18 protein-coding genes are annotated in these 24,658 nt (G+C 40.4%); 14 read left to right on the top strand and 4 right to left on the bottom strand.

Annotation, left to right across the window (positions count from 1 at the left end):
* Positions 1-5 precede the first annotated feature (5 nt).
* Positions 6-947: a metal ABC transporter solute-binding protein, Zn/Mn family gene (locus tag RYP29_RS01015; RefSeq protein WP_311531636.1), complete on the bottom strand. Its 942-nt coding sequence runs from the start codon at positions 945-947 to the stop codon at positions 6-8.
* Positions 948-1,454: 507 nt separating this feature from the next.
* Here RYP29_RS01015 and RYP29_RS01020 point away from each other — a divergent pair.
* From RYP29_RS01020 to cooS, 5 genes are all read left to right on the top strand, one after another.
* Complete coding sequence (locus RYP29_RS01020) at positions 1,455-1,931, top strand: energy transducer TonB (protein ID WP_311531638.1); 477 nt, start codon at positions 1,455-1,457, stop codon at positions 1,929-1,931.
* 63 nt (positions 1,932-1,994) lie between these two features.
* Positions 1,995-2,345, top strand: a complete 351-nt coding sequence (locus RYP29_RS01025) for a TonB family protein (RefSeq protein ID WP_311531671.1) — start codon at positions 1,995-1,997, stop codon at positions 2,343-2,345.
* Positions 2,346-2,567: 222 nt separating this feature from the next.
* A complete protein-coding gene (locus tag RYP29_RS01030) occupies positions 2,568-3,896 on the top strand; it encodes a DUF438 domain-containing protein (protein ID WP_311531640.1) in 1,329 nt (442 codons plus the stop codon).
* Positions 3,897-4,130: 234 nt separating this feature from the next.
* On the top strand, positions 4,131-5,759 hold the full coding sequence (locus tag RYP29_RS01035) for a phosphoenolpyruvate carboxykinase (ATP) (RefSeq protein WP_302944601.1): 1,629 nt from the start codon (positions 4,131-4,133) through the stop codon (positions 5,757-5,759).
* Between the two features lie 958 nt (positions 5,760-6,717).
* Positions 6,718-8,868, top strand: coding sequence for an anaerobic carbon-monoxide dehydrogenase catalytic subunit (gene cooS, locus RYP29_RS01040; RefSeq protein WP_311531644.1), 2,151 nt, complete (start codon positions 6,718-6,720; stop codon positions 8,866-8,868).
* Positions 8,869-9,856: 988 nt separating this feature from the next.
* On the opposite strand, the gene RYP29_RS01045 is transcribed toward cooS, so the two are convergent.
* Positions 9,857-11,194, bottom strand: coding sequence for an MFS transporter (locus tag RYP29_RS01045; RefSeq protein WP_311531646.1), 1,338 nt, complete (start codon positions 11,192-11,194; stop codon positions 9,857-9,859).
* A 303-nt stretch (positions 11,195-11,497) separates the two neighbouring features.
* Between RYP29_RS01045 and RYP29_RS01050 the strand changes: the two genes are divergently transcribed.
* From RYP29_RS01050 to RYP29_RS01085, 8 genes are all read left to right on the top strand, one after another.
* Positions 11,498-12,199, top strand: coding sequence for a Crp/Fnr family transcriptional regulator (locus RYP29_RS01050; protein ID WP_156717941.1), 702 nt, complete (start codon positions 11,498-11,500; stop codon positions 12,197-12,199).
* Positions 12,200-12,271: 72 nt separating this feature from the next.
* On the top strand, positions 12,272-15,946 hold the full coding sequence (locus RYP29_RS01055; protein WP_156930888.1) for a nitrate reductase subunit alpha: 3,675 nt from the start codon (positions 12,272-12,274) through the stop codon (positions 15,944-15,946).
* Positions 15,936-17,363 carry a nitrate reductase subunit beta gene (gene narH, locus RYP29_RS01060; RefSeq protein WP_005376657.1) on the top strand — a complete coding sequence of 476 codons (1,428 nt, stop codon included), beginning with the start codon at positions 15,936-15,938 and terminating at the stop codon, positions 17,361-17,363. Before RYP29_RS01055 ends, narH begins: the two co-directional genes overlap by 11 nt.
* Entirely contained in the window at positions 17,363-17,887 is a 525-nt protein-coding gene (narJ, locus tag RYP29_RS01065; protein WP_005381454.1) for a nitrate reductase molybdenum cofactor assembly chaperone, read from the top strand. Before narH ends, narJ begins: the two co-directional genes overlap by 1 nt.
* Positions 17,884-18,555 (top strand): respiratory nitrate reductase subunit gamma, encoded by a 672-nt coding sequence (gene narI, locus RYP29_RS01070; protein ID WP_311531649.1) that lies wholly within the window; start codon positions 17,884-17,886, stop codon positions 18,553-18,555. Before narJ ends, narI begins: the two co-directional genes overlap by 4 nt.
* Before the next feature lie 295 nt (positions 18,556-18,850).
* On the top strand, positions 18,851-19,462 hold the full coding sequence (locus RYP29_RS01075; protein WP_311531651.1) for a hypothetical protein: 612 nt from the start codon (positions 18,851-18,853) through the stop codon (positions 19,460-19,462).
* Between the two features lie 204 nt (positions 19,463-19,666).
* A complete protein-coding gene (locus tag RYP29_RS01080) occupies positions 19,667-20,860 on the top strand; it encodes an MFS transporter (RefSeq protein WP_005376656.1) in 1,194 nt (397 codons plus the stop codon).
* Between the two features lie 57 nt (positions 20,861-20,917).
* Complete coding sequence (locus RYP29_RS01085; protein WP_311531655.1) at positions 20,918-21,805, top strand: LysR family transcriptional regulator; 888 nt, start codon at positions 20,918-20,920, stop codon at positions 21,803-21,805.
* 86 nt (positions 21,806-21,891) lie between these two features.
* On the opposite strand, the gene RYP29_RS01090 is transcribed toward RYP29_RS01085, so the two are convergent.
* Both RYP29_RS01090 and RYP29_RS01095 read right to left on the bottom strand, forming a co-directional pair.
* A complete protein-coding gene (locus tag RYP29_RS01090) occupies positions 21,892-22,503 on the bottom strand; it encodes a LysE family transporter (RefSeq protein ID WP_311531656.1) in 612 nt (203 codons plus the stop codon).
* Between the two features lie 134 nt (positions 22,504-22,637).
* Entirely contained in the window at positions 22,638-23,681 is a 1,044-nt protein-coding gene (locus tag RYP29_RS01095) for a YeiH family protein (RefSeq protein WP_311531673.1), read from the bottom strand.
* 274 nt (positions 23,682-23,955) lie between these two features.
* Here RYP29_RS01095 and RYP29_RS01100 point away from each other — a divergent pair, with 274 nt between their 5' ends.
* A complete protein-coding gene (locus tag RYP29_RS01100) occupies positions 23,956-24,501 on the top strand; it encodes a carbonic anhydrase (protein WP_005376646.1) in 546 nt (181 codons plus the stop codon).
* The last annotated feature ends 157 nt before the right edge of the window (positions 24,502-24,658 follow it).

The raw sequence follows: 24,658 nt of genomic DNA on the forward strand, positions 1-24,658 counted from the left end.
CTCCTTTATTTAAGTGCTTTAGCGATGGTATCGATATTGGCTTTTACCATGCCGATATATGTGCCGCCTTCAGTGCCTTCAGAACCGAGGGAGTCGGAGTATAATTCGCCACCGATGGCAACGTTCCAACCTTTAGCCTTAGCTGCTTCTTGAACGGCTTCAATTGTTTTGTGTGGTACAGAAGATTCTACGAAGATCGCTTTAATTTTGTGATCTACGATGAATTGCACAAGTTCATTCACATCTTGTGTGCCTGCTTCTGTAGCAGTACTAACGCCTTGTAAACCTTTTACTTCAAAGCCATAAGCGCGAGCAAAGTATTGGAAGGCGTCGTGTGCTGTTACGAGGACGCGAGATTCTTTAGGAATTGATTCTGCTTGAGTTTTAATGTATGCATCTGTTTCATCTAATTTAGTGAGGTACGCATCATAGCGTTTTTTGAAATCCTCTTTGTGAGCTGGATCTGCTTTAGCAAGACCTTCGTAAACCGCTTTGGCAGCTAGTTTCCAGTTAGCTACATCGAACCAAATATGAGGGTCTTTAGTTTTCACGCCATCTTCTTCGTCAAAGTCGAGTAGAGTAGCTGGATCAATGGCGTCGGATACGCGGATAGTAGCTTTATTTTGTTTTGTTAAATTGTCGAAAATAGAACCCATTTTACCTTCTAAGTGAACACCGTTGTACACCACTACATCTGCTTTAGACATAGCAGTTACATCGCCGGCGCTCGCTTGGTAGAGGTGAGGGTCTACGCCAGGTCCCATAAGACCTTGGACGGACACATGGTCACCGCCGATTTCTTTTACTAAATCCGTTAACATTGTTGTTGTAGCAACGACGTTTAGTTTCTTTTGACTGTCCTGTCCTGCATCCTTACCACAGCCTGCAAGGGCTAGTAACATAAGTGCTAATGATACGACGACTAATACGACTCGGTTGAACTTCATAATAAACCTCCTTTTTATAGATACTAATTTTAAAAACTTTAATAATCTTGTTTGAGTGAACTGTACTGTCTTAATGATGAAATCATTTGAAGGTGGAGAATATTTCCCTAAATTTAAACAGAAAAATAGCCGCTACTAACGTAGCGGCTATTGGCAGTTATACAGTCTTCTGCTAGGGTCATGATCATTTAGTGAATAAGAGCTTGTAGATGGTTAGGCCCAACGAGGGCAACGATACCAAGTACCATCATGACCTTCATTTGAATACGCTTTCTACGTCTCATGATGAACCTCCTTTTGTAATTTTGTTACATCAACTTGATGTGTAATCCGATCAATTTAGTCAATATGAATATAACATAGATGAGAAAAATTATCAATAAAAATTATTCTATACATATATTTTTTACTAATAGACTACATTTTGCAGTTAAGTATTTTTTTCTTCATCTTTATCGAGTATTATATATGTATATTTATTATATTAATTTCGAGGGGGATCAAACCATGAATATATTAACTCGATTTGCGTGTGCTGCTGTTCTTACATTTGCGGTAGGTGCTATGCTGCCTGCTCATGCTGATGCGGCTGCGGGTAGATTTACAGAAGCACCTCGCGAGGTATCCATCGTTAAACCTACGATGCCAGCTATTCCAAATGGAATTACCGTAGCAGATCATATGCGTGTACGATTCCTGATTAACAAACAAGGCAAGGTTGAAAATGTCTTTGTAGAACAATCCTCTGGTTATGGTCCTGTTGATGAGGCTGTGAAAGCTGCTATTAGACAATGGGAATTTACGCCGGCTATTGGCACAGATCAAAAAGCCCATGCATCCATCATCGGCATGACAATTACATTGCCAAAGGGTAATGCTCCCGCTAAGTCCGGCAATGGTAAATTGACGGTAGACAAATCACAGTCTAACGATAATCATGCATCTGATGTGAATGCGAAAGCGAATGGTCCTAAGGCAAAATAAGGAGTGAAACAGTCTAGGACTCAATGATGAGAGTAGTCATAAGACTAAATGAGGAGAAAGATGATGAGTAATGTATTGCGTTGTGTTGCCTTAACGGCATTAATTATGTCCATGTCTACCGCTGTTTCCATGGCGTCCACACCTTATGAAGCGCCAAAAGCAATATCTACACCAGGCTTTGATTCTGGTGTGCTACATCGTTATGTCGGTGATACAACTGTTGTTAATGTAAACTTTACTATTAATACAGATGGATCCGTTTCTCATGTAGAATTACAGGGAACCACTGGTAGTAGTGATGCGGATGCATCTATTGTGAACACGATTTCTACATGGAAATTTACACCGGCTACGGATAGCAATGGCAATCCTGTAGAGGCATCTAAAACTGAATATATTGATTTGAGAAATTAATAGAAGGCACTCATACATTGTATGGGTGCCTTTTTATGTGCTGGTGAAAGTACTTAGGGTTTAATTATATTGGGTGAAAGTATTTTGTGGCTCAATTATCTTGTAAAATGTATCTATGGCAACTGAAAATTACTTTCAAAATGAATATAATAAAAGTATATTTAATATAGTAATAATATATTGTATATACTAATAGTCTTTGACCCCTGGAGGTATAAGCATATGAATCCATTACAGCAAAAGCTAGATATTAATAACGAACGGTACAGAATTATTATATCTATTAAAGAGGATTATTTAGACGGTAAATTATCCTTGGAAGAGGGTAACCGTATTTTAAAAGAAAAGTTAGGTACTTGTACGCCTGACGAATTTGCTTATGCAGAGCAAAGTTTGAAAGGTGTCTATAAGGATGAAGAAATACTAGACAAGATGGATGATTTGTTGAATTTATTTGACGGTGTATTAGTGCGTGCCGAAAATGAGTACCCAGAGAATCATCCGTTATGGGCTTATTTAGAAGAAATTAATGCGGTTGAAAAGGCAGCTCTTGAAGCGGATGAACTGTTAAAACAAGATAAGTTTATTAAAAATCCTTGGCTTGGTGTTTTTGATTCCTTAGCAGAATGGCGTATCCATCTATCTCGTAAGCAAAATCAATTATATCCAATGTTAGAAAATCATGGGTTTGATCGTCCAACGCGGATTATGTGGACCTTTGATGATGGCGTGCGCGATTCTATCTCTTCATCCTACGCATTGCTTCGTGAAGATAAATATGAGGAGTTTTTAGCATCTGTTCCAGAAACACTGGCAAAGTTACGTGATTTGAACTCTAAGGAGTTAGAGGTTTTATTGCCAACATCCTTTAAATTATTAAGCGATGAAGAGTTTGTGCGCATGAGCAAAAATGACCATGAAATCGGTTATGCTATTATTAACGCACCAGGTTTATATGTAGTGACAGGCATCAATGATTCTGCGGCACAACTAAATACAAATAACTCCGGTCAAAACGGTGCTGTATCTAACGAGTTCCTAAACGATTTGGCAGGTCTATTATCCAAATATGTTGGCCCTGTAGGAGGTGCAGCCGTTAGTAAGGATGCTGTCCTAGATGTGGCCACTGGCAAATTGACCTTAGAGCAAATTAATTTGCTGTTCCGTCATCTTCCAGTAGATTTGTCTTATGTTGATGAAAATGAACTCGTTAAGTTTTACAGTGATACGCCACATCGTATATTCCCTCGCAGTGCCAATGTTATTGGTCGTGAAGTGAAGAATTGCCATCCTGCGAAGTCTGTTCATGTAGTAGAAGAAATCGTAGAGAAATTTCGTTCTGGTGAGCAAAACCAAGCTGAATTCTGGATCAATAAACCGGGCTTGTTTATCTATGTTATCTACACGGCCGTGCGTGATGAAAATGGTAAATTCCGAGGCGTACTAGAAATGATGCAAGATTGTACACATATCCGTGAATTAGAAGGCTCCCGTACATTGTTGACTTGGGATAAAACTGACTTTGTAGGCGATAATCAACGCATTTATTAATAAAAAGTAACTCTCTTAGGTAAATAAGAGGCGAGGTCGCGTGACCTTGCCTCATTTTATTATTACAAAATGTGTTGCACTAATTTAAAATAAACATACAATAATTTACTTTTATTCATCTCTTTCGTGTATACAAATTTGTTAAAAACAGGTAAAATAGAAATTATTAGAAGTATTTTCAATACACGTACCGATAGGTTTTTATAAAGTTATACGATAAAGGTGAGGATTAGAATGGCAACACGTCGCATTTGGAATCAAAGTGAAATCAAGACAAATCCGTTATTTTCTAAATTACGCAGCACCATTGAAACTGCGTTTTATGGCAATAACGTAAAACCTGTTACATCTGTAGCAGAAGCGTATACATTGGCAACGCAAGAACCAGGTGTCATTCTTCTTGATATGCCTGTATTTAAACCAGAAGAACAAGGTTTACCAGCTGACGCTAAAATTCTCGTAACTAATGATGGTAAAACGACTGGCCGCTATGCGAAGGCTCGCCGTATCATTGGTGATGAAGGTATTGATGAAGTCGAATTAGCCGGTATCGCTCGTGATGCTGTATATGATAGTCGCAATAAAGAATGGATTTCTACACAAGTTGTGGTTGGTCTTGATCAAAAATTCACGGCTCGTGCTCATCTTATGATTCCAAAGGATCATGCATCCATCATGTATTCTTGGATTATGAACTTTAAATTCTTTGACGATGCAGTGAAAGAGTTCTATAACAACAGTAAGGACATCCCGGAAGGGGATATTTATATCTACTCTGACCCTGACTATGTAGTACCAGGTCATCCAGGTGGTCTTGCTATTTTTGACCCTGCTCATAACTGCGCTATGATTCTTGGCATGCGTTACTTTGGGGAACATAAAAAAGGCACATTAACATTGGCTTGGTCCTTAGCAAACCGTTATGGCTACGTAGCCTGCCACGGCGGTATGAAACGCTATAACCTTAAAACTGGTAAGTCTTTCACAATCGGCGTATTTGGTCTATCCGGTTCCGGTAAATCTACATTGACTCACGAAAAACACAATGGTCGCTATGATATTTCTATCTTGCATGACGATGCATATATCATCAATACAAATGATTTATCCTCCATTGCGATGGAACCAACATACTTTGATAAAATGCAGGATTATCCTGTGGAACACCCTGCTAACAAATATTTGTTAACATTACAAAACGTGGGCGTTACCCTCGATGAAAATGGTAATAAGGTCGTATTGGCTGAGGACGTGCGCAACAATAATGGCCGTGCTATTAAATCCCAATTCTGGACAGACAATCGCGTAAACCACGTGGACGAACCGGTTAATGCCATTGTGTGGCTGATGAAAGATAAAACATTGCCACCAATCCTTAAAATCGACGACCCTGTGTTGGCTTCCACTATGGGCGCAACCCTTGCAACACGCCGCTCTACTGCGGAAAAACTCGATGCCAACGTCGATCCAAATGCACTCGTTATTGAGCCATATGCAAACCCATTCCGTACCTATCCGTTAGTTCGTGATTATGAAAGCTACAAAAAACTCTTCAAAGAATGTGGCGTAGATTGTTATATCATGAACACCGGATTCTTCCTTGAAAAGAAAATCCCTAAAGAAGTGACCCTTGATTTATTAGAACGCCTAGTAGAAGGAGACCTACAATTCGAACCATTCGGTGCCTATGAAAACCTATCCTACGTAGAAGTGCCAGGATTCGAACCACCATTTGATGTGCGTGAATACCATCACCAACTGCACCAAGCCTTTGAATTCCGCTCTGAATACGTGGAAAAACTCAAAGACGGTAAAAATGAATTACCACACGAAGTACTTGATGTACTAAAAACTTTAATGTAACACTATAGTTAAATACAAAACAGCCCGTCACAAATGACACGCTACTGCGCTAAAGCGGAGCCCGAAGTCATTTGTGACGGGCTGTTTTTACTTTATCCTTTATGCTTATACATTAAAGTTTTTAGCACATTTGCGTTAGAGAAGCTACTACGCTAAAGCGGAGCCCGAAGTTTTTTCCAGAGGGGCTATTTCTTTTCTGTAGCTATTTACATTAAGGTTTTTAGTGCATCGATGTAGGGGGAAGCTACTGCACTACGCGGTGCCCAACGCAGGGTGTGAGCTAACAGAGGAGCGTAGCGACGGATGGGAGCCACACATCGCTAATCCCGCTGCGTAAGATTTTCCGTAGGAAAATCCACAGCAGAGGGAGAAGTCGTTTGAGGAGGATTTTTTTATCCTTACTTATTCAGTAAGTACACTAAAGTTTTTATCACATCTGCGTTAAGAGCGATACGCTACTGCGCTAAAGCGGAGCCCGAAGTTTTTTCCAGAGGGGCTATTTCTTTTCTGTATCTGTTTACATTAAGGTTTTTAGTGCATCGGTGTAGGGGGAGCTAATGTTTTAAATATTTTAGATGGTGCAGTAAGCTTTTGTGAAAATGATGCAGGAGGATCGTTGGTGTATATAGAAGTAGTGTTATGAGGTGTTTATTTCTCATGAGTGCTTTTAATTCCTGTAATAAATAGGGATTAAAAATGAGTTTGTTTCATGAAATTATTATGAGTTTTATAATTGAAAAACATTGTTATAATGGGGAATGAGAGCTGATATTTTTTATAATGTGTATAAAATTCGATTGACAATTGTCCTCTCAACAAATATACTTATGATAGTTTAAAACATATTTATAAGATAGGATTTAAAACCCACAATTAAGGTGGATTTAACTTAGATAGAAGAAGAATATGTTTTCTTGTTATTAGCGGTTGGCCTACGTAGGCCCCTAGGAGGTTTAAAATGAGTAAAGACGTGGAAAATAAAAATACCCATGACCATAGCCATGGTGAACATCATCATTGCCATTGCGGCGGTCATCATCACCATCATGATCACAACCATGACCACCACCATGATCATGACCATGGTCACGATCATAGCCATGAAAAGGCTTTGCCTACAGATAAATGGGTGCCACACACTCATGAACCAGGTGTGCCTCATGAACATGGCGTAAATGATTATCTTAAGGCTGTTGCTGAGTATCGTAAAACATGGCCTACTAAGCAAGATGTTATCGAGCAAACTCCTGACCCTGCCGTGCGTGAGATGATTCTTCGTATGGAACAAATCGGTTGCGACACTGTATTCGACCGTTTCGATAAACAACAACCTCAATGTGCGTTCGGTATTGCTGGCGTATGTTGTCGTATTTGTTTCATGGGTCCATGTAAAATTACGCCTAAGAGCCCTCGTGGCGTTTGCGGTGCCGATGCTGACCTTATCGTAGCTCGTAACATGACACGTGCTGCTGCGGGTGGTTTGACTCAACATGGTGCACATGCTCGTGAAATTTTGATTTCTTTGAAAGCTGCCGCTAATGATCAATTGGATATTCCAATTTTGGGCGAAGAAAAAATCCGTACTGTATGTAAGGCTTTCAACATCCCTGAAGAAGGTCGTTCTTTGAAAGAAGTAGCTAATGATTTGGCAGACGTTCTATTAGAAGATTTAAGTCGTGCATTGCCTGGCGAATATAAAACCATTACAGCAATGGCTCCTGCTGAACGTCGCGAAGTTTGGAAAAACTTGGATATTTTGCCTATTTCCGCGTACAATGAAGCATTTGATGCATATCATCGTACTTGCGTAGGTACAGATGGCGATTGGGAAAGCAATATGAAACAATTCTTGCGTTGTGGTCTTGCTTTCACATTCACTGGCGTAGTAGCGGCAGATATCGCTACAGATGCATTGTTCGGACAAGGCGGTCGCCGTACATCCAAAGTTAACATCGGTGCTTTGAAAAAAGGTTATGTTAACATTGCTGTTCATGGTCACTTGCCAACATTAGTATCCCAAATTTGTACAATTGGTGCCTCTGAAGAGTATTTAGAAAAAGCGAAAGCTATCGGTGCCAAAGGCATCCAATTCTACGGTATTTGTTGCTCTGGTTTGTCCAGCATGTACCGTTATGAAAATGTTATTCCATTGTGTAATGCTATCGGTGCTGAGCTTGTACTTGGTACAGGTGCTCTTGACTGCTGGGTAGCCGACGTTCAAGACGTTTACCCTGCTATCATGGACGTAGCACGTTGCTTCAATACAAAGGTTATCACTACATCTGATGCAGCGCGTTTACCAGGTGCAGAACACATTGGTTACGATCACCATCATACTAACTTGTCTGAAACAAAAGCATTGGCTCGCAAAATCTTGGATCGAGCTCTTGAAGCTCATGAATTGCGTAAAGGCATGCCTGTATTCATTCCGCCATACGAAATCACTGCAGAGGTTGGTTTCTCTCCAGAATCCACTGTTAAACATTATGGTTCCTTCAAACCATTGGCAGAGGCTTTAAAATCTGGTAAAGTTCGTGGTATCGTTAACGTAGTAGGTTGTTCCAACCCTCGCGTTATCTACGAAAAAGCAACTGTAGATATCGTTGATACACTTATCAAAAATGGTTGTATTATCTTAACAAATGGTTGTGCGTCCTTCCCATTGATGAAACTTGGTTACTGTAATACAGATGCTATTAAGAAATGTAGCCCTGCATTGCAAGAGTTCTTGGGCGATGATCAACCACCAGTATGGCATGTTGGCGAATGTGTAGATAATGCACGTTCCTCCGGTATCTTCGGTGGTATCGCAGCAGAATTAGGCCTTAACTTGCCTCAATTACCATTTGCTATGTCTAGCCCTGAATGGTCTAACGAAAAAGGTATCGATGCATCCCTTGGCTTCCGCTTGATGGGTATCAACTCTTACCACTGCGTTGAGCCACCTACACAAGGCTCTGATGCTGTTACAAAATGGTTGAAAGAAGACACTAAAGACATCCTAGGCTCTGTTATGTATGTAAATACAGATCCAGCTAAAGTTGCTGAAAAAATCTTAGCTGATATCGATGAAAAACGTGCTGCTTTAGGTTGGGCAGAAGTAAAATAATTATTAATTGATTAGACTATTTAACCGAAAATAAAACTCATCTTCTTTACGAGGTAATGAAATACCCTCTCGTGCGTCCTCCACCGCTTTAACGGTCTGCGGCATGGCCTTGACCTAGCAAAGTCGGACGTACTGAGAGGGTTATTTCATTAGAAGTAAACTCTAAATTAGTAAATCTAAATGATGAGTTTTATTTTCTACGTTTTAGCCTAATTAACTAATAATTATTTATGAAAGAATAAAAGCGTCAGGCCTGCCTGACGCTTCATTGTAATTTCTATCTTAAGTTTATTCAAATAAACTTAAGAAACGCCTAACGTAATAAGTACTGGTAATACTTACACGTTAGGCGCATCTCGTTTTACTGATTTTTAGATGAGCCTAACGCTTGCACACGTCAATGGCTCTCTTGATATTTATAGTATACCTCAATAACAATATAAAAACAACATAAGGAGTATAGCACTATAGTGTTATACAAGCTATCATATACCTCTTCTAAAAATTAGAACAGGCCTGTTCTAATTTTTAGAAGAGGTATATGGACGAGGTCGAGGCCTTAGGCCGCAGATCGTTGTGTTTGTTTAGAACGCATAAATTCATGGACGACCGAAACTGCTGTGGTAGAAAATATAATTTACTATGTAGATGCTTTAATTCACATCTAAATTCCAATAAAAGAACACCCACAATTATCCGACTTTGCTAGGCCAAGGCCCTACGCCGCAGGCCGTTCTGTCTATTTAGAACGCATAAATTCATGGGCGACCGTAATTGCTGTGGCAGAAAATATAATTTACTATGTGATGTTCTAATACAGATCTAAATTTCAATAAAAGAACACCCACAATTATCCGACTTTACTAGGTCAAGGCCCTAGGCCGCAGACCGTTAAAGTAGCTGGAGGATAATTGTGGGTGTCTTTTATTACCAAGTTTAGATAGTAAATTATATTTTCTATTCCGCAGTTATAAGGTAGAACATGAATTTATACGTTCATGTTTGCCCCTTTTCTCACATAGAACCAGAAGCAAACCGCAACTGTTACGATGTTGAATGCTAGTAGTACTGCGAATGCAGGGTGAATGTTGCCGAATGTGGAGTATACGAAACCGAAGATTTTAGGTGTAATGAATGCACCGTATGCAGCTACAGCAGCTACGAAACCTGTGATTAAAGAGGATAACAACGGATTGCCAAATACGTGAGGAATCATACGGAATGTTGCACCTGTTGCAAAGCCACAGCATACGAATGTCAATACGGACATAGCAAAGAAGAATGGGAAGTTGTGCATATCTACACCAACTGCAATCAATGCAGTGGTAGCACATAAGCCGATGAGGCTAACAAAGGTAACTTTTGTACCGCTGTTGATTTTGTCGGATAACCAACCGCCTACAGGACGAAGGGCACCTGCAACAAGGGGACCAACAAATGCAATGGATGCAAATGGAATTTCAGGGAATTCCTTGCCTACTAGTAGGCCGAGTGCTGCCGCATAACCAGAGAAGGCACCGAAGGAACATGTGTATAGCAATGTAAATGCCCAAGTGTGTTTGTTCCCAAAGATTTGTACAAGATTTTTAGGATTTGGTTTTTCTAGTGGTAAGTTATCCATGAAACGTGTCATAAGTGCAAGGATAACAACAAGTGGTACAATCCACATGAAAGCCGCATTGGCAAGGTATACTGCATTACCTTTGATGATAGCTGGTGTTACACCAAATACGCTACCTAATGCAGCGGAACCCATAGCGAATGGAGCTAAGAAGTAGATTACGGAGATACCAAGGTTACCAACGCCGCCGTTGATACCAAGGGCTGTACCTTTTTCGGATTTAGGGAAGAAGTTGCCAATGTACGCCATGGAGGACGAGAAGTTGGCGCCCGCTAAACCGATAAGGGCTGTTAAGATCATGAATGTCGTATAAGAAGTTGTTGTATCTTGAACAGCAAAGCCAAGCCATACAACAGGAACTAATAAAATAAGTGTGGAAATAAATGTCCAGTTCTTACCACCGATTAAGGCTGGCATGTAGGTATATACAAAACGTAATGTAGCACCTACAAGACCTGGTAATGCGGCTAATGTAAATAATTGATCTGTTGTAAAGTTAAAGCCAGCGCCATTTAGTTGTGCTGCAATGGTTGCCCATAAATACCATACACAGAATGAAAGGGTTAATGCAATTGTGGATATAACCAAGTTTTGTTTAGCGATTTTTTTACCAAACTTTTCCCAAAATTCTGGATTTTCTGGTTGCCAATTAGCCACAATTTCGCTACGGCTTGCCCCTACTTGAGGCATTTTTAGTTCTGACATGAGAGCTCTCCTTTAACTAAAACACATGTGATAAAGGGTAGATCTTTTCACACGAATATGTGGCACATCTCGTTTAAAAGCCTTGAAAAATGTGGTACTATAATAATAGAGAGTGTGCCTAAAATCACACCATTATTATATAGGACAGAATATAATGTGAATGTGACGAAAAACACACTTATATGAGAATTAATCGGTTATAATAGGGATAATATACGTAAAGTATATAGTATATGTGCCTTTTGTGCATGGCTGTTTGTGAAAGCAACTTTCACAATCAATGTGGACAAATGACACTGAAAGATGCACGGTGATAGTATGGAACAGGAGTTAATTAACCAGTTACTTGCATTGCCAGGAGAAACAGTTCACCTTGAAAAAGGCGAGTTTTTGTTTCACGAAGGTGATATAGCAGATCATTTTTTTATTGTCCGTGAAGGGCGACTTAGTATTAAGAAATTTGAGGCAAGTGGTCATATTTTTGCTCATCGGTTGGTGGGGCCAAATAATGTGCTTGGTGAAATTCCTTTGTACGAGACGAACACCCGGACTTACGTGTTCAATGCGATTGCACGTGAAAAATGCTCGGTATATTCCATCCGTTATGATGTTTTAGAACCAGCCATTGCAAAGGACCATTCACTGGCCATTGCAATGATGAAAATCTATACACTTCATATGCGGCGACAACAAGCCAAATACAGAGATTTGTTGTTGTATGGCAAAAAAGGTGCATTCTATTCGACACTATTGCGTTTAGCTAATAGCTATGGTATTCAACGTGATGACGGTATCTATATAGACATCGCGTTAACAAATCAAGAGTTAGCTGAATTTGCTGCCACATCTCGGGAAAGTTTAAACCGCATGCTCAGTGAGTTACGAAAATTAGGCTATGTAGCCTATGATAAACACCATCTGGTAATCTGTGACTTAGATGCATTAATCGGATTACTCGATTTAGATAGCGACACGATCGATCCTAATATCAGTAATATCGAATAATTGTGGATATTCGCCCTTGTTGTTGGCATTGCTAACGCAAGGGCTTTTTTGTAGTTTTAAGGAGGACACGAGATGAGTTTATTGTCTCAGAAATTCAAGTTTCTTCGCAAGAAGGACGTATCTCCAAGCGGTCACCAAATCACAGAAGAAGGCGGTCGCGAATGGGAAAATTTTTATCGTGACCGTTGGTCCTACGATAAAGTAGTCCGCACAACACATGGCGTAAACTGTACTGGTTCTTGTAGCTGGAACATTTACGTTAAAAATGGCGTCGTAGCATGGGAAAACCAAGCTACAGATTATCCGGAAACACCTGATGATATGCCGGACTATGAACCACGTGGGTGCCCTCGTGGTGCGACCTTCTCTTGGTATTTGTACAGTCCATTGCGCGTAAAATATCCATATGTACGCGGCGAATTGGCTGAGCTTTGGAGAGAAGCAAAGAAAACAGCTAAAAATCCTATCGAAGCATGGAAATCTATCGTAGAAGACCCTGAAAAGGCGAAAAAATATAAATCTGCCCGTGGTATGGGTGGCTTTGTGCGCTCCACTTGGGACGAAGCGACAGAAATCACTGCAGCATCTTTACTATATACAGCAAAAACATACGGCCCTGACCGCAATGCAGGCTTCTCTGTAATTCCAGCGATGTCCATGTTGTCCTATGCAGCAGGTGCTCGTTTCCTTAACTTAATGGGTGGTTCACCATTGTCCTTCTATGACTGGTATGCCGATTTACCACCATCCAGCCCTCAAGTTTGGGGTGAACAAACGGATACACCTGAATCTGGTGACTGGTATAATGCTGGCTACATCATGACTTGGGGTTCCAATGTACCGTTGACACGTACACCTGATGCTCACTTCTTGACAGAGGTTCGTTACAAAGGTACTAAGGTTGTATCCGTATCTCCTGACTATGCGGAATCTACAACTTCTTCTGATGCTTGGCTTAATGTGAAAGCCGGCACTGATGCGGCTCTTGCTATGGCAATGGGTCATGTTATCTTAAAAGAATATTACATCGATAAGGAAACTCCATACTTCAAAGAGTATGCTAAAGAGTTTACCGATATGCCATTCCTTGTACGCGTTGAAGACATCAACGGTGCAGTACAACCAGGTCGTTTCTTAAATGCTAAGGATTTAGGAAGCAAAGAAGACGGTGCTGATTTCCAAACTGTATTAATTGATGAAACAACAAATGAAATCGTTGTTCCAAATGGTACAATGGGCGACCGTCACACAAATCCACAAAAATGGAACTTACGCCTTGAAAACCGCAATACAGGGGCTAAAATTGACCCTCGTTTATCCGTATTTGACCAACGTCAAGATGTGACTGTTGTTAAGTTGCCATACTTTGGTGATGAAGAGCACGAAGGCGTTATTGAACGTGCTATTCCAACTATTACAGTACAAACTGTAGATGGTCCTGTAAAAGTAACTACTGTATATGACCTTATTCTTGCTAACTATGGTATCGATCGTGGTATCGGTGGTGAAGTGGCAACATCTTATACTGATGACACTCCTTACACACCTACATGGCAAGAAAAAATCACTGGCGTAAAAGCAGATATCGCTATTGCCACAGCTCGTGAATTTGCAGATAATGCAGAAAAAACTAAAGGTCGTTCCATGATTATCATGGGTGGTGGTATCAACCACTGGTACCATGCGGATATCATTTACCGTACAATCTTGAACCTCATCATGTTCTGTGGTACAGAAGGTGTTAACGGTGGTGGTTGGGCTCACTACGTAGGTCAAGAAAAACTTCGTCCTGTTGAAGGTTGGGGCGGTATCATGACAGCTAACGACTGGAGTAAAGCGCCTCGTTTGCAAAATGGTACATCTTGGTTCTACTTTGCTACAGAACAATATCGTTCTGATTGCATCGATTTGGCAGACCGCGTATCTAAATTAGCTAAGCCTCGTTACCGTCACCCTGGTGATTACAACGTATTGGCTGCACGTTTAGGCTGGTTGCCATCTTACCCTACTTTCAATAAAGGCAGTCAAGAATTGATTAACGACGCTCGTGCAGCGGGTGCTGGTACAGAAGCAGAGATTAACCAATATGTGGCGCAAGCGTTGAAAAACAAAGAATTACAATTCTGCGTAGAAGATCCAGCGGCTAAAGAAAACCATCCACGCAACTTGTTTGTATGGCGTGCGAACCTTATCGGTTCTTCCTCTAAAGGCCACGAATATTTCTTGAAACATTTACTTGGTACAAAACATGGTGTTCTCGAAGATGATGACGCACCAGTAAAACCAGAAGAAATCAAATGGCGCGAAGCAGATGAAGCTGGTAAGCTTGACCTCTTAATCGACATCGACTTCCGTATGGCTTCTACCGGCTTGTATTCTGATATCGTATTCCCAGCGGCTACATGGTATGAAAAAGAAGACTTGTCTTCTACAGATATGCATCCATATGTACACGTATTCCAAGCGGCTGTTGATTGCGCATGGGAAACTAAATCTGACTGGGATACATTCCGTACCCTTGCAGAAACAGTATCTCGCGTAGCGAAAGAGTCTGGCTTCACAGAATACGAAGATATCGTAGCATTGCCTCTTGGTCATGATAGCCCAGGTGAAGTGGCTCAACCAGAAGGTAAGGTTCTCGACTGGAGCAAAGGCGAATGTGAACCAATTCCTGGTAAAACAATGCCGAACCTCGTTCATGTAAAACGCGACTACAGTAAAATCTTTGAAAAATACATTGCATTGGGACCTAATATTGAAAACAAAATGGGTGCTCATGGCATGGCTTGGGATGTATCTGATGAATATAAGACATTATATGATCAAAATGGTGTCATCGATAATCCAGAATTCATTTCTCATGGCCGCCCTAGCATTTACGAATGTAAGGAAGCTTGTAATGCTGTATTGACATTGTCCTCTTGTACAAATGGTAAATTGGCTGTTCGCTCTTGGAAAGCAATGGAAGAAAAAACAGGCCTTTCTGGTCTTGAAAAGAACGCAAAAGGTCGTGAACAAGAAAAAATTACCTTCGATGACATGGTTCGCCAACCACGCTTCATCATTAGCTCTGTAACAAGTACTGGTAAGAACGATAAAAACCGTCGTTATTCTCCATTTACTACATCTACAGAAGATAAGGTACCATTCCGTACCGTAACAGGTCGTCAATCCTTCTATTGCGACCATGAAATGATGCGCGATTACGGTGAAGCTATGGCATTGTACAAACCGGTATTGTCCTATAAACCAGTACAAGGTGACTACAAACAAGAAGGTGTTCCTGAAATCACATTGAAATACTTAACACCACATCACAAGTGGTCTACACATAGTATGTATTTCGATAGCCAACAAATGTTGACATTGTTCCGCGGTGGTCAAACTATTTGGCTCAACGAAGACGATGCAGCAGAAATCGACGTTAAGGATAATGATTGGGTAGAAGCTTTCAATAAAAACGGTATCGTTGCAGCTCGTGCTGTAGTTTCCCCACGTATTCCTCGCGGTATTTCCTATATGCACCATTCCCAAGATCGTCACATCAACGTTCCTGGCGCGAAAGTTAAGAAACAACGCGGTGGTACGCATAATGCACCAACTCATATTCACATGAAACCGACACACATGATCGGCGGTTATGGCCAATTGAGCTATGGCTTTAACTACTATGGCCCAACTGGTAACCAACGTGATATGACAATTGTGGCTCGTAAAATGAAGGAGGTAGATTGGCTTGAAGATTAAGGCTCAAGTATCTATGGTCCTAAATTTGGATAAGTGTTTGGGTTGTCACACATGCTCTATCACTTGTAAAAATACATGGACGAACCGCGAAGGCGCGGAATATATGTACTTCAATAACGTGGAAACTCGCCCAGGCGTAGGTTACCCACGTCATTGGGAAGACCAAGAAAAATGGAAAGGCGGCTGGACATTAGATAACTCCGGTAAATTAGCTCTTTCTACAGGTTCTAAAACAAATCGTTTGATGAAATTATTCTTCCATCCTGAACAACCAGAATTGAAGGATTACTTCGAACCTTGGACTTACGACTATGAAACATTGATTCATGGTGGTCGTAAAAATAACCAACCAGTTGCTCGTCCTCGTTCCCTTGTAACGAAACAAAAAATGGAAGTTACTTGGGGTCCTAACTGGGATGACGATTTAGCTGGTGGTCAACATGCTCGCTCTGATGTGAACTTAACTAAGATGGGCCAAGATATCGTATTTGACTACGAAGAAGTATTCATGCGTTACTTGCCTCGTCTTTGTAACCACTGCTTGAACCCTGCGTGTGTAGCTGCATGTCCATCCGGCGCGATTTATAAACGCGACGAAGATGGTGTAGTTCTCGTATCTCAAGATGTATGCCGCGGTTGGAGACATTGTGTTCCATCTTGCCCATACAAAAAAATCTTCTATAACTGGGAAACTAATAAAGCTGAAAAATGCGTATTCTGTTACCCACGTTTGGAAAATGGTTTGCCTCAAATCTGTGCTGAAACTTGTGTAGGTCGTATGCGCTATGTTGGCGTTGTATTCTACGATATGGACAAAGTAGAAGCTATGGCAGCTACAAAAAATGAACAAGATATTTACGAAAATACATTAGATTTGATTTTGGACCCTCATGATCCAGAGGTTATCAAAGCGGCTCGTGCAGAAGGCATCTCTGAAGCATGGATTAAAGCAGCTCAAAAATCTCCTGTATACAAACTTGTAAAAGAGTGGGGCGTGGCATTGCCATTGCATCCTGAGTATCGTACATTGCCAATGGTTTGGTATGTACCACCACTCAGCCCAATCTTGCAACGTGTAACATCTGATGTATACTTGCCAGATGCACATGAAATGCGCGTACCTGTACAATACCTTGCTAACTTGTTTACAGCAGGTAATACAGAAATCTTAGCTCGTACATTGCAACGTGTTCTCGACATGCGTGAATACATGCGCCGTCGTGAAACAGGTGACGGTCCTATCGATCACAATGTGGAGTTAACAGAAGATCAAATGTACGGTATGTACAAATTGTTGGCATTGTCCAAATACAATGATCGCTTTGTTATCCCATCTGATGTGAAAGTATCTCGTGAAGGTCGCTTAGAAATGCAACAAAATCGCGGCTTTGCTTGCCCTACAGGGGGATGTCAATAATGAAGGATGCTCAGAAAATCGCTCTTATTGCGTCATTTCTTCTACGCTATCCTGATGAACAATGGTATAACGAACTACCTGAATGGAGAGAGGACGCGCAATCCGTTGGGCATCCTCAACTTCGCCAAGGTTTATTAGAATTCTTCGACTATGTAGAGGAATCTGATAAAAAAGAATTCGAAGACCAATATGTTCGTACCTTTGATTTTAGTCAAAATACAACGATGTATTTGTCGACTTATGAATTACAAGGTACTGGGGAACAAGCAGAAGAACTCGTTAAATTTAAAGCGTTCTTCCTAGAAAACGACTATGATTTGCCAAAAGAAATGCCAGACTATATTCCAGCACTTCTTGAATTATGTGCCGTTATCGATGATGAAAAAGCAAAAGAAATTTACGACTATTGTAAACCAAAATTGGAATACATTAGAGAACGCTTCATTGAGGCTAAATTGCCTTATGCATTCTTGTTTGATATTATCTTGTCTGTTGCAAATGGATTGGAGGACGGTGCACGATGAATCTATTCCTTTGGGGCGCATTGCCTTACATCGCTTTCACCTTCTTAATCGTAGGTACTTTGGTTCGTTTCTTCTACTTTGAAAGAAACTGGACTACAAAATCGAGTGAATTTTTAGAGAAAAAACAATTGCGCATTGCCAATCCGTTGTTCCACTTTGGCTTGCTATGCGTTATCGGTGGTCACGTAGTAGGTGTGTTAATCCCTAAAACTTGGACTGCTGCAATCGGTATTAATGACCATATGTACCATCAAGGTGCGTTATACATGGGTGCTGTAGCTGGTATTATCTTCATCATAGGCTTCTTGCTCTTGATGAAACGCCGCTTTACTGTGCCTGCTATGAAAGTTAATACATCTGGCCTTGATAAATGGCTATACTTGTTCTTAACATTAGCTATTTTCAGCGGTATGGCTGGTACATTGCTTAATGCATCTGGTTTCTTTGATTACCGCGTATCTATCGGCCCTTGGTTCCGTAGCCTAATCTCCTTTATGCCGGATCCATCCTTGATGGAAGGCGTACCATTCATGTTTAAATTCCACATGTTAGCGTGGATGGTGGTAGCTATTATCTTCCCATTCAGCCGTTTGGTACACTGCTTGAGTGTTCCACTCAACTACTTAGCACGTCCGTTCATCGTATATCGCAAACGTGATCGTGTATAATTGAATACTTGATAGTTCGTATCGGTTATGTCCGATATACTATTACTTAGAATGGCCCTCGTGGTTGTGAAAGCTTGCGCTTTTATGACTATGAGGGCCTTTATTATTGCTGTGATTTTATCTGTTATTTTAGATTCTTTTATATAAGATTCTATTATTCTGACTATATGAGTAATATTCATGTTTTTATGTGAGATTGGTATACATTTTCACTTTACTATGAGAATGAAAATTGGTATTATCTTATGTGGAATTATTTAACATCATATATATTTAACTGTGAGGAGTCTCGGTAATGGCAGAAGTAGTGAAGAAACAATTTAAGAGTAAGTACCATATTCTTATTTGGATTGCTGTGTTAGCACTCATCTTAATGGGAATGGTAGAATATGGGTATGTGACTGGCGGCAGACCATTTGGTAACTGGAAGGTTCATTTAGGTTTAATCCCTTATGCAGCATGGCTTGTGTTGACATATATTGCAACAAAACCAAAATGGTTTATCAAACGATACAATCCTAAAGAAATGTTTGAAGTGCATCGTATAGTAGGTATTGTCAGCGTTGTTTTAGTCTGTGCTCACTGGTATGTATACTTCTTAAAGGCCGTAAAATCTTTCTTAGGTTTTTGGGGCGGTTATATCTCCCTTGGAGCCATGTTTATTGCTCTTATCTTTGGTGTACTATACTTAACACCTTGGATTGGAAATATGGCAAAATCCGTATCTCGTAAGAAAGCGATTTGGATTCATCGTTTAAATCTCATTGCTCTTATTGCAGCCAATATTCATGTTCATGGTTTTGGTCGTTTGTCCAAAATGGTACCATTCTTACCTGTATTTGATGTATTAACATATGCATTGGTAATCTACTACATCTACTGGATGATTAAACAAAAACAATACTAAGAATGTAGTATATATTTTTTATATATAGAAGCTCTCGTCTATTACTAAGAGATGAGAGCTTTTTTCGTGCCTATCTTTACTTATTAGTGCATAAGAGATGGTCTTTTTTGTGTGTTTACGATACAATATATAGGTAAGTTATCTTAATATATTTAGTTAAATATATTCTAAATAATGTATTTTAATTAATTGCTTGAAGGTTGTATGGATATTTCATGGAAGCGCATCATCTATTTGATTTGCGCTATACAAGTCGGTGCGGGCATTACTATTATCGGCGTATTATCATTTATACCTTTATATTTGGTAGATCTAGGGCTGACCAATCAAGGAGAGGCTGCTATGTGGGCCGGTCTTGTATCTGGTGTAACACCTTGTATGGTAGCCTTGAGTGCTCCCTTTTGGTCCAGGAAAGCCAATGAACTAGGGCCTCGCCGGGTGATGATGTTCATCCTTGCCACTCTGATGCTAGCTGTAGGGGCTGCCGGTTTTGCACAAACGCCGAGTCAGCTGTTAGTGTTGCGTACCTTACAAGGCTTAGTGGGTGGTTTTGTACCCATTGGACTTGGTATCATTGTATTGATCACACCAGAGGAACGCGTACCATGGGCGATGGGATTGTACCAAGCGTCGATGGTGATGGGGCTTGTTTTTGGCCCTCTTATGGGTGGTCTTGCTGCCGATTTATTAGGCTATCGTGCTCCGTTCTTTATGTTTTCCATCTTATCAGGCTTGTGCTTGTTAGGTGTGTACCTACTCATGCCTAATCTACAGCACACGCATAAGGTAGATAGTAATGAGTCCCAATGGTCATTAATTAAATCATTTCTTGCTATCCCACGTGTACGATTGCTCGTGGTTATGCAATTTTTATGTAACTTTGGTATTACCGGTATAGGCCCTATATTGCCACTCTACATTAAACACTATATGCAAGTAAATGATGATTTTGTGGCTACCATTGTAGGTGTTATTATCTTTGGGGCCGGTCTGTTTAGTGCACTAGCATCGATTTCAATCGGTCGCATTACTAAATGGATGTCTATGCCGAATATATTATTGACGGCCACCTGTGGTGTAGGCGGATTTTTTATCCTCCAATATCTTATGCCAAATGTGTGGGGCTTAGGTATATTTAGAACCATTGCAGGATTCTTTATGGGCTTTATTACGCCTATAGCGAATACCTTGATTTCAAAGGCTGTTCCCAAAGAGCGGCGAAGTATTGTCTTTGGCGCTGTATCTAGTGTAGCCATGATGGGCAATGTGTTGGGCCCTATGATTAGTGGTATGATCGCTAATTGGTTTGGTTATGGCATGGTATTTTGGAGTACTGCTAGTATCTTTTTTATAGCCGCTATATTTGTGTGGCGTAGCTTGTTGCGTGAGAGTATCTAGATGTCTGGATAGTGACAGGTTTATTGTTTGGGATTATGTGTATTGAGAGAGTTCATCATGTTATTAAAACAATTGGAGTATTTTATTTCTGTTGTAGAGCATAACAGCTTTACACAGGCAGCCTATGAGCACTATGTGTCTCAGTCGGCTATTTCACAACAAATTAAATCCTTGGAGGCTAGCCTTGGTGTTCCATTGATGATACGTGAAAAGCGTAGCTTTCATCTAACACCGGCTGGTGAATATTTATATCGGAATGGTAAACAGCTGATGACGCGCGTTAAAAATTTACAACATGAGACGGTGCGTGTCGGTAAAAATGAGCGTAAGTATTTGCGTATTGGCTATTTAAATCGCTATAGTGGTATTGCATTGCAGCAAGCCTTGATGCGTACTACAAAACGATATCGTGACCTCGATGTGCGTATGTATAGTGGCAGCCATTCTGAATTGAATCAAATGCTCGATGATAATTTGGTGGATATCATTTTTAATGATTATTGGCAAATTAAGTCGGATAATGATTATGTAGCATATCCTATTAGTAAGGCCACCGTTATAGCAGAGGTGCCCAAGGGGTATACCACGGAGGGGTCTGTAGAGCTGAAAGAATTATTAGATTTGCCGTTAATTCTTGTATGTCATGATGACCAACGGTTAGATGAAGAGGAAAACTATCGAAAATCGATGGGATTTATGGGATCATTTCTACAAGTTAAAAATCTTGAAGAAGCTCGTTTTCTCGTTGGTGCTGGACAAGGTATATTACTGGTAGACCGATTCAAGTATCTAGTGGATACCATTCCAGGTATTGAGCGAAAATGTATATTAAATAATGGTAAACCTATAGAAAAGGATTACTATTTCTATGTGAGTTTACAAAATCCTAATACCTATGCAGAGGCATTTAAAGATATTTTCCTACAGGTCCTCGATGAATTTTAAATAACAATATATATGAATAAAACAGGTATCGCCTAAAACCACACAGCTTTATGGTGTAGTGATTTCAGGTGATACCTGTTTTGTGTTTATATGGACAGCATCATTAGAATGCCATCATAGACGAGTTTTATGCCATATATTATTAATACGGTACCACATACGCGATTGATCCATACGAGATGGGATATCTTAATTTTCTTAGCTAGTACATACATGGTTCCAGCAAGGAATCCAAACCAAATCGGTGTCATCGCGAGGAATCCAAAGAAGAAGTGATATATGCTTTCAGCAGGAATATTAGCACGAAAGGCGCCGAGCATCATGGAGGCATCGATGACGGCCTGTGGATTACCCCATGTAACGAGAAGTGCCATTAACAGAATATTTTTGATGGGGATATTCGTATCAACCTTTTTGAGCGAAGGTGTAGTTTTAAATGTTTTGTATCCTATGTAGGCTACGAGCAAGCCGCCTGCAATGAGAATGATCAGGTTAAAGACTGGCCAGGCCTCGAGGAGCGCCCCAATGCCGTAAAAGGCCGCCGTACTCAAGGTCATATCGAATAGCCCGATAATAGTGATGGTTAACAGGATACGTGGCAATGGTTGGACGAGGGCCGTATTAATGATAAATAGATTTTGCATCCCAATCGGTGCAAACGTGGCGAGACCTACTAATAAACCTTGCAGGAAATACATAGATAATCCTCCTTTCTTGATGGATGATACGTTTAGGTAAATTTGGTACGTATAATAAAAGAATAGACCCCTGTGTAGTATTATAAAGTACTACATAGAAATCTATTCTGTATTAAACGAAGCTTTATTCTATTTTACCATAAACCGATAACATGTTGCATCCCTAGGCTGACGAGGGTGATGCAAATCCAGCATGCAGCGCCTAATGCAAGGGCACTACCACCAGATTTGATAAGCTTAACAAGATTTGTATTAAGCCCAATAGCAACCATGGCCATGGTGATAAAGTATTTAGAAATAGTTTTGAATATGTCTAAGAAGTGAATATCTACATTTGCATAGGACAATACAGTTGTAATAAGAGAACAAATGACAAAGTAAAGAACGAACTTAGGGAAGATAGCTGCAATATTAACAGATTCAGCGTTATCGCTTGCCTTAGCCGCTTGTTTGGCTTTGTACACTTGATAACTAGCAAGACCTAAACAGATAGGGATGATTGCCAATGTACGTGTCAACTTAACGATAGTTGCATATTCAAGAACTTGCGTGCCTGTGCCCTTCATGCTATCCCAAACAGCAGCAGTAGCTGTTACGGATGATGTATCGTTAACGGCTGTGCCCGCAAAGAGGCCAAAGCCCATGTTAGACAACCCAATAGCATCGCCAAGAGGTGGGAATATGAATGCAGCGACTACGTTGAAGAAGAATACAACGGAAATAGCTTGTGCAATATCTTGATCGCTAGCTTTCACAACAGGCGCCGCCGCAGCAATGGCACTACCACCACAGATGGAAGAACCAACGCCAATCAAAACGGCTGTGTTAGAATCGATATGCGTGGCTTTGAATATGATGAAAGAAACGATAAGCGATGTGGCAATGGTTGAGATGATAATTGGTAAGGAAACCCAACCTACATGCAATACTTGGGTGATGTTAAGACCAAAGCCGAGAAGGATAACGGCCCATTGTAAGATTTTTTTAGACGTAAATCCAATGCCGGCGCCCGTTTTTTCTCGTTTCCAAGATGTGAATAAAGAACCAATAATAATACCGAGGATAATAGCGAAGATTGGACTGCCGATAAAATGAAAATGCTGTCCTAATAGCCAACATGGAATGGCTAGAATTGCACAGAGCAATATGCCTGGCAGTGTTTTTGTATTGATACCCATCATAAAACCTCCTAACTGTACCTACTTGGTACATACATCGCTGTGGTATCGCGCAGGATGTATAAATAAACTACGACTTAATAGTAACATAATCGGGGGAATTAATCGAGGGGGATTCCTCATTAAGTATCTTGTATACATAGCTTATAGTATTGTATCTTATGGTGAAAGTTTTATATAATCTTATACGGGATAATTATACTTAATGAAATATGATTCCTAGTAAAATACGTAGAGAACATCAACATGTCTCATAGAATATGCGAGGTGCATTATGATTGATATTAATGGTATCATTGAAAAAAACAAAGAATATGTAGCTAAACATCCTGAGCTTGCTCAAAAGGGGTTAACTAGTCATCCTACAAAGAAATTAGCTATTGTAACATGTATGGATACGCGTTTAGTGGGGATGCTCGAAGAATCTTTAGGATTTGATCGCGGCGAGGTAATTACAATTAAGACGGCCGGCAACAGCGTAACGCAACCGATTGATAACATCGTTCAAAGCTTGCTTGTGTCTACATACGGCATGGGCATCGAAGATGTAATCGTCATCGGTCATGAAAACTGTGGTATGATTGATTTTTCCGCAGAACAATTTATGGAATCTATGAAAGCCAAAGGTATTAATGAAGATGCCATTCGCATGATTGAACCAGGTCTTATCGATTGGATGGATCGTTTCCATATTTCTGAAGAAAACGTACGATATACTGTAAAATTCTTGCGTCATCATCCACTATTCCCAAGAGGCATGGGATTCTATGGGGGGATGATGGATCCTGATACAGGAGAATTCCGCTATATTGAGGTTTAATCGACTACTCGATGGGGCCCCATTACAATTCTACATTTAGGTTATCAAGAGCCACTCACACCGTCTCGCTCCACCGGCCGGGTCTGTTCCTACGGAACAGGGCCAAAGTCGCTGCGAAGGTATGAGTGGCTCTTGCTATAACTGTAGATATAATTGG

The sequence above is a fragment of the uncultured Veillonella sp. genome (genome assembly GCF_963534045.1).
GTDB lineage: Bacteria > Bacillota > Negativicutes > Veillonellales > Veillonellaceae > Veillonella.

What these genes read in the sequence shown, in the direction of transcription:
- RYP29_RS01020 (WP_311531638.1), top strand. Translation starts at nt 1,455, where the DNA reads ATGAATATATTAACTCGATTTGCGTGTGCTGCTGTTCTTACATTTGCG.
- RYP29_RS01045 (WP_311531646.1), bottom strand. Translation starts at nt 11,194, where the DNA reads ATGTCAGAACTAAAAATGCCTCAAGTAGGGGCAAGCCGTAGCGAAATT.
- narI (WP_311531649.1), top strand. Translation starts at nt 17,884, where the DNA reads ATGAATCTATTCCTTTGGGGCGCATTGCCTTACATCGCTTTCACCTTC.
- narJ (WP_005381454.1), top strand. Translation starts at nt 17,363, where the DNA reads ATGAAGGATGCTCAGAAAATCGCTCTTATTGCGTCATTTCTTCTACGC.
- RYP29_RS01085 (WP_311531655.1), top strand. Translation starts at nt 20,918, where the DNA reads ATGTTATTAAAACAATTGGAGTATTTTATTTCTGTTGTAGAGCATAAC.
- RYP29_RS01090 (WP_311531656.1), bottom strand. Translation starts at nt 22,503, where the DNA reads ATGTATTTCCTGCAAGGTTTATTAGTAGGTCTCGCCACGTTTGCACCG.
- RYP29_RS01075 (WP_311531651.1), top strand. Translation starts at nt 18,851, where the DNA reads ATGGCAGAAGTAGTGAAGAAACAATTTAAGAGTAAGTACCATATTCTT.
- cooS (WP_311531644.1), top strand. Translation starts at nt 6,718, where the DNA reads ATGAGTAAAGACGTGGAAAATAAAAATACCCATGACCATAGCCATGGT.
- RYP29_RS01025 (WP_311531671.1), top strand. Translation starts at nt 1,995, where the DNA reads ATGAGTAATGTATTGCGTTGTGTTGCCTTAACGGCATTAATTATGTCC.
- RYP29_RS01055 (WP_156930888.1), top strand. Translation starts at nt 12,272, where the DNA reads ATGAGTTTATTGTCTCAGAAATTCAAGTTTCTTCGCAAGAAGGACGTA.
- RYP29_RS01035 (WP_302944601.1), top strand. Translation starts at nt 4,131, where the DNA reads ATGGCAACACGTCGCATTTGGAATCAAAGTGAAATCAAGACAAATCCG.
- RYP29_RS01080 (WP_005376656.1), top strand. Translation starts at nt 19,667, where the DNA reads ATGGATATTTCATGGAAGCGCATCATCTATTTGATTTGCGCTATACAA.
- RYP29_RS01050 (WP_156717941.1), top strand. Translation starts at nt 11,498, where the DNA reads ATGCACGGTGATAGTATGGAACAGGAGTTAATTAACCAGTTACTTGCA.
- RYP29_RS01095 (WP_311531673.1), bottom strand. Translation starts at nt 23,681, where the DNA reads ATGGGTATCAATACAAAAACACTGCCAGGCATATTGCTCTGTGCAATT.
- RYP29_RS01015 (WP_311531636.1), bottom strand. Translation starts at nt 947, where the DNA reads ATGAAGTTCAACCGAGTCGTATTAGTCGTCGTATCATTAGCACTTATG.
- RYP29_RS01100 (WP_005376646.1), top strand. Translation starts at nt 23,956, where the DNA reads ATGATTGATATTAATGGTATCATTGAAAAAAACAAAGAATATGTAGCT.
- RYP29_RS01030 (WP_311531640.1), top strand. Translation starts at nt 2,568, where the DNA reads ATGAATCCATTACAGCAAAAGCTAGATATTAATAACGAACGGTACAGA.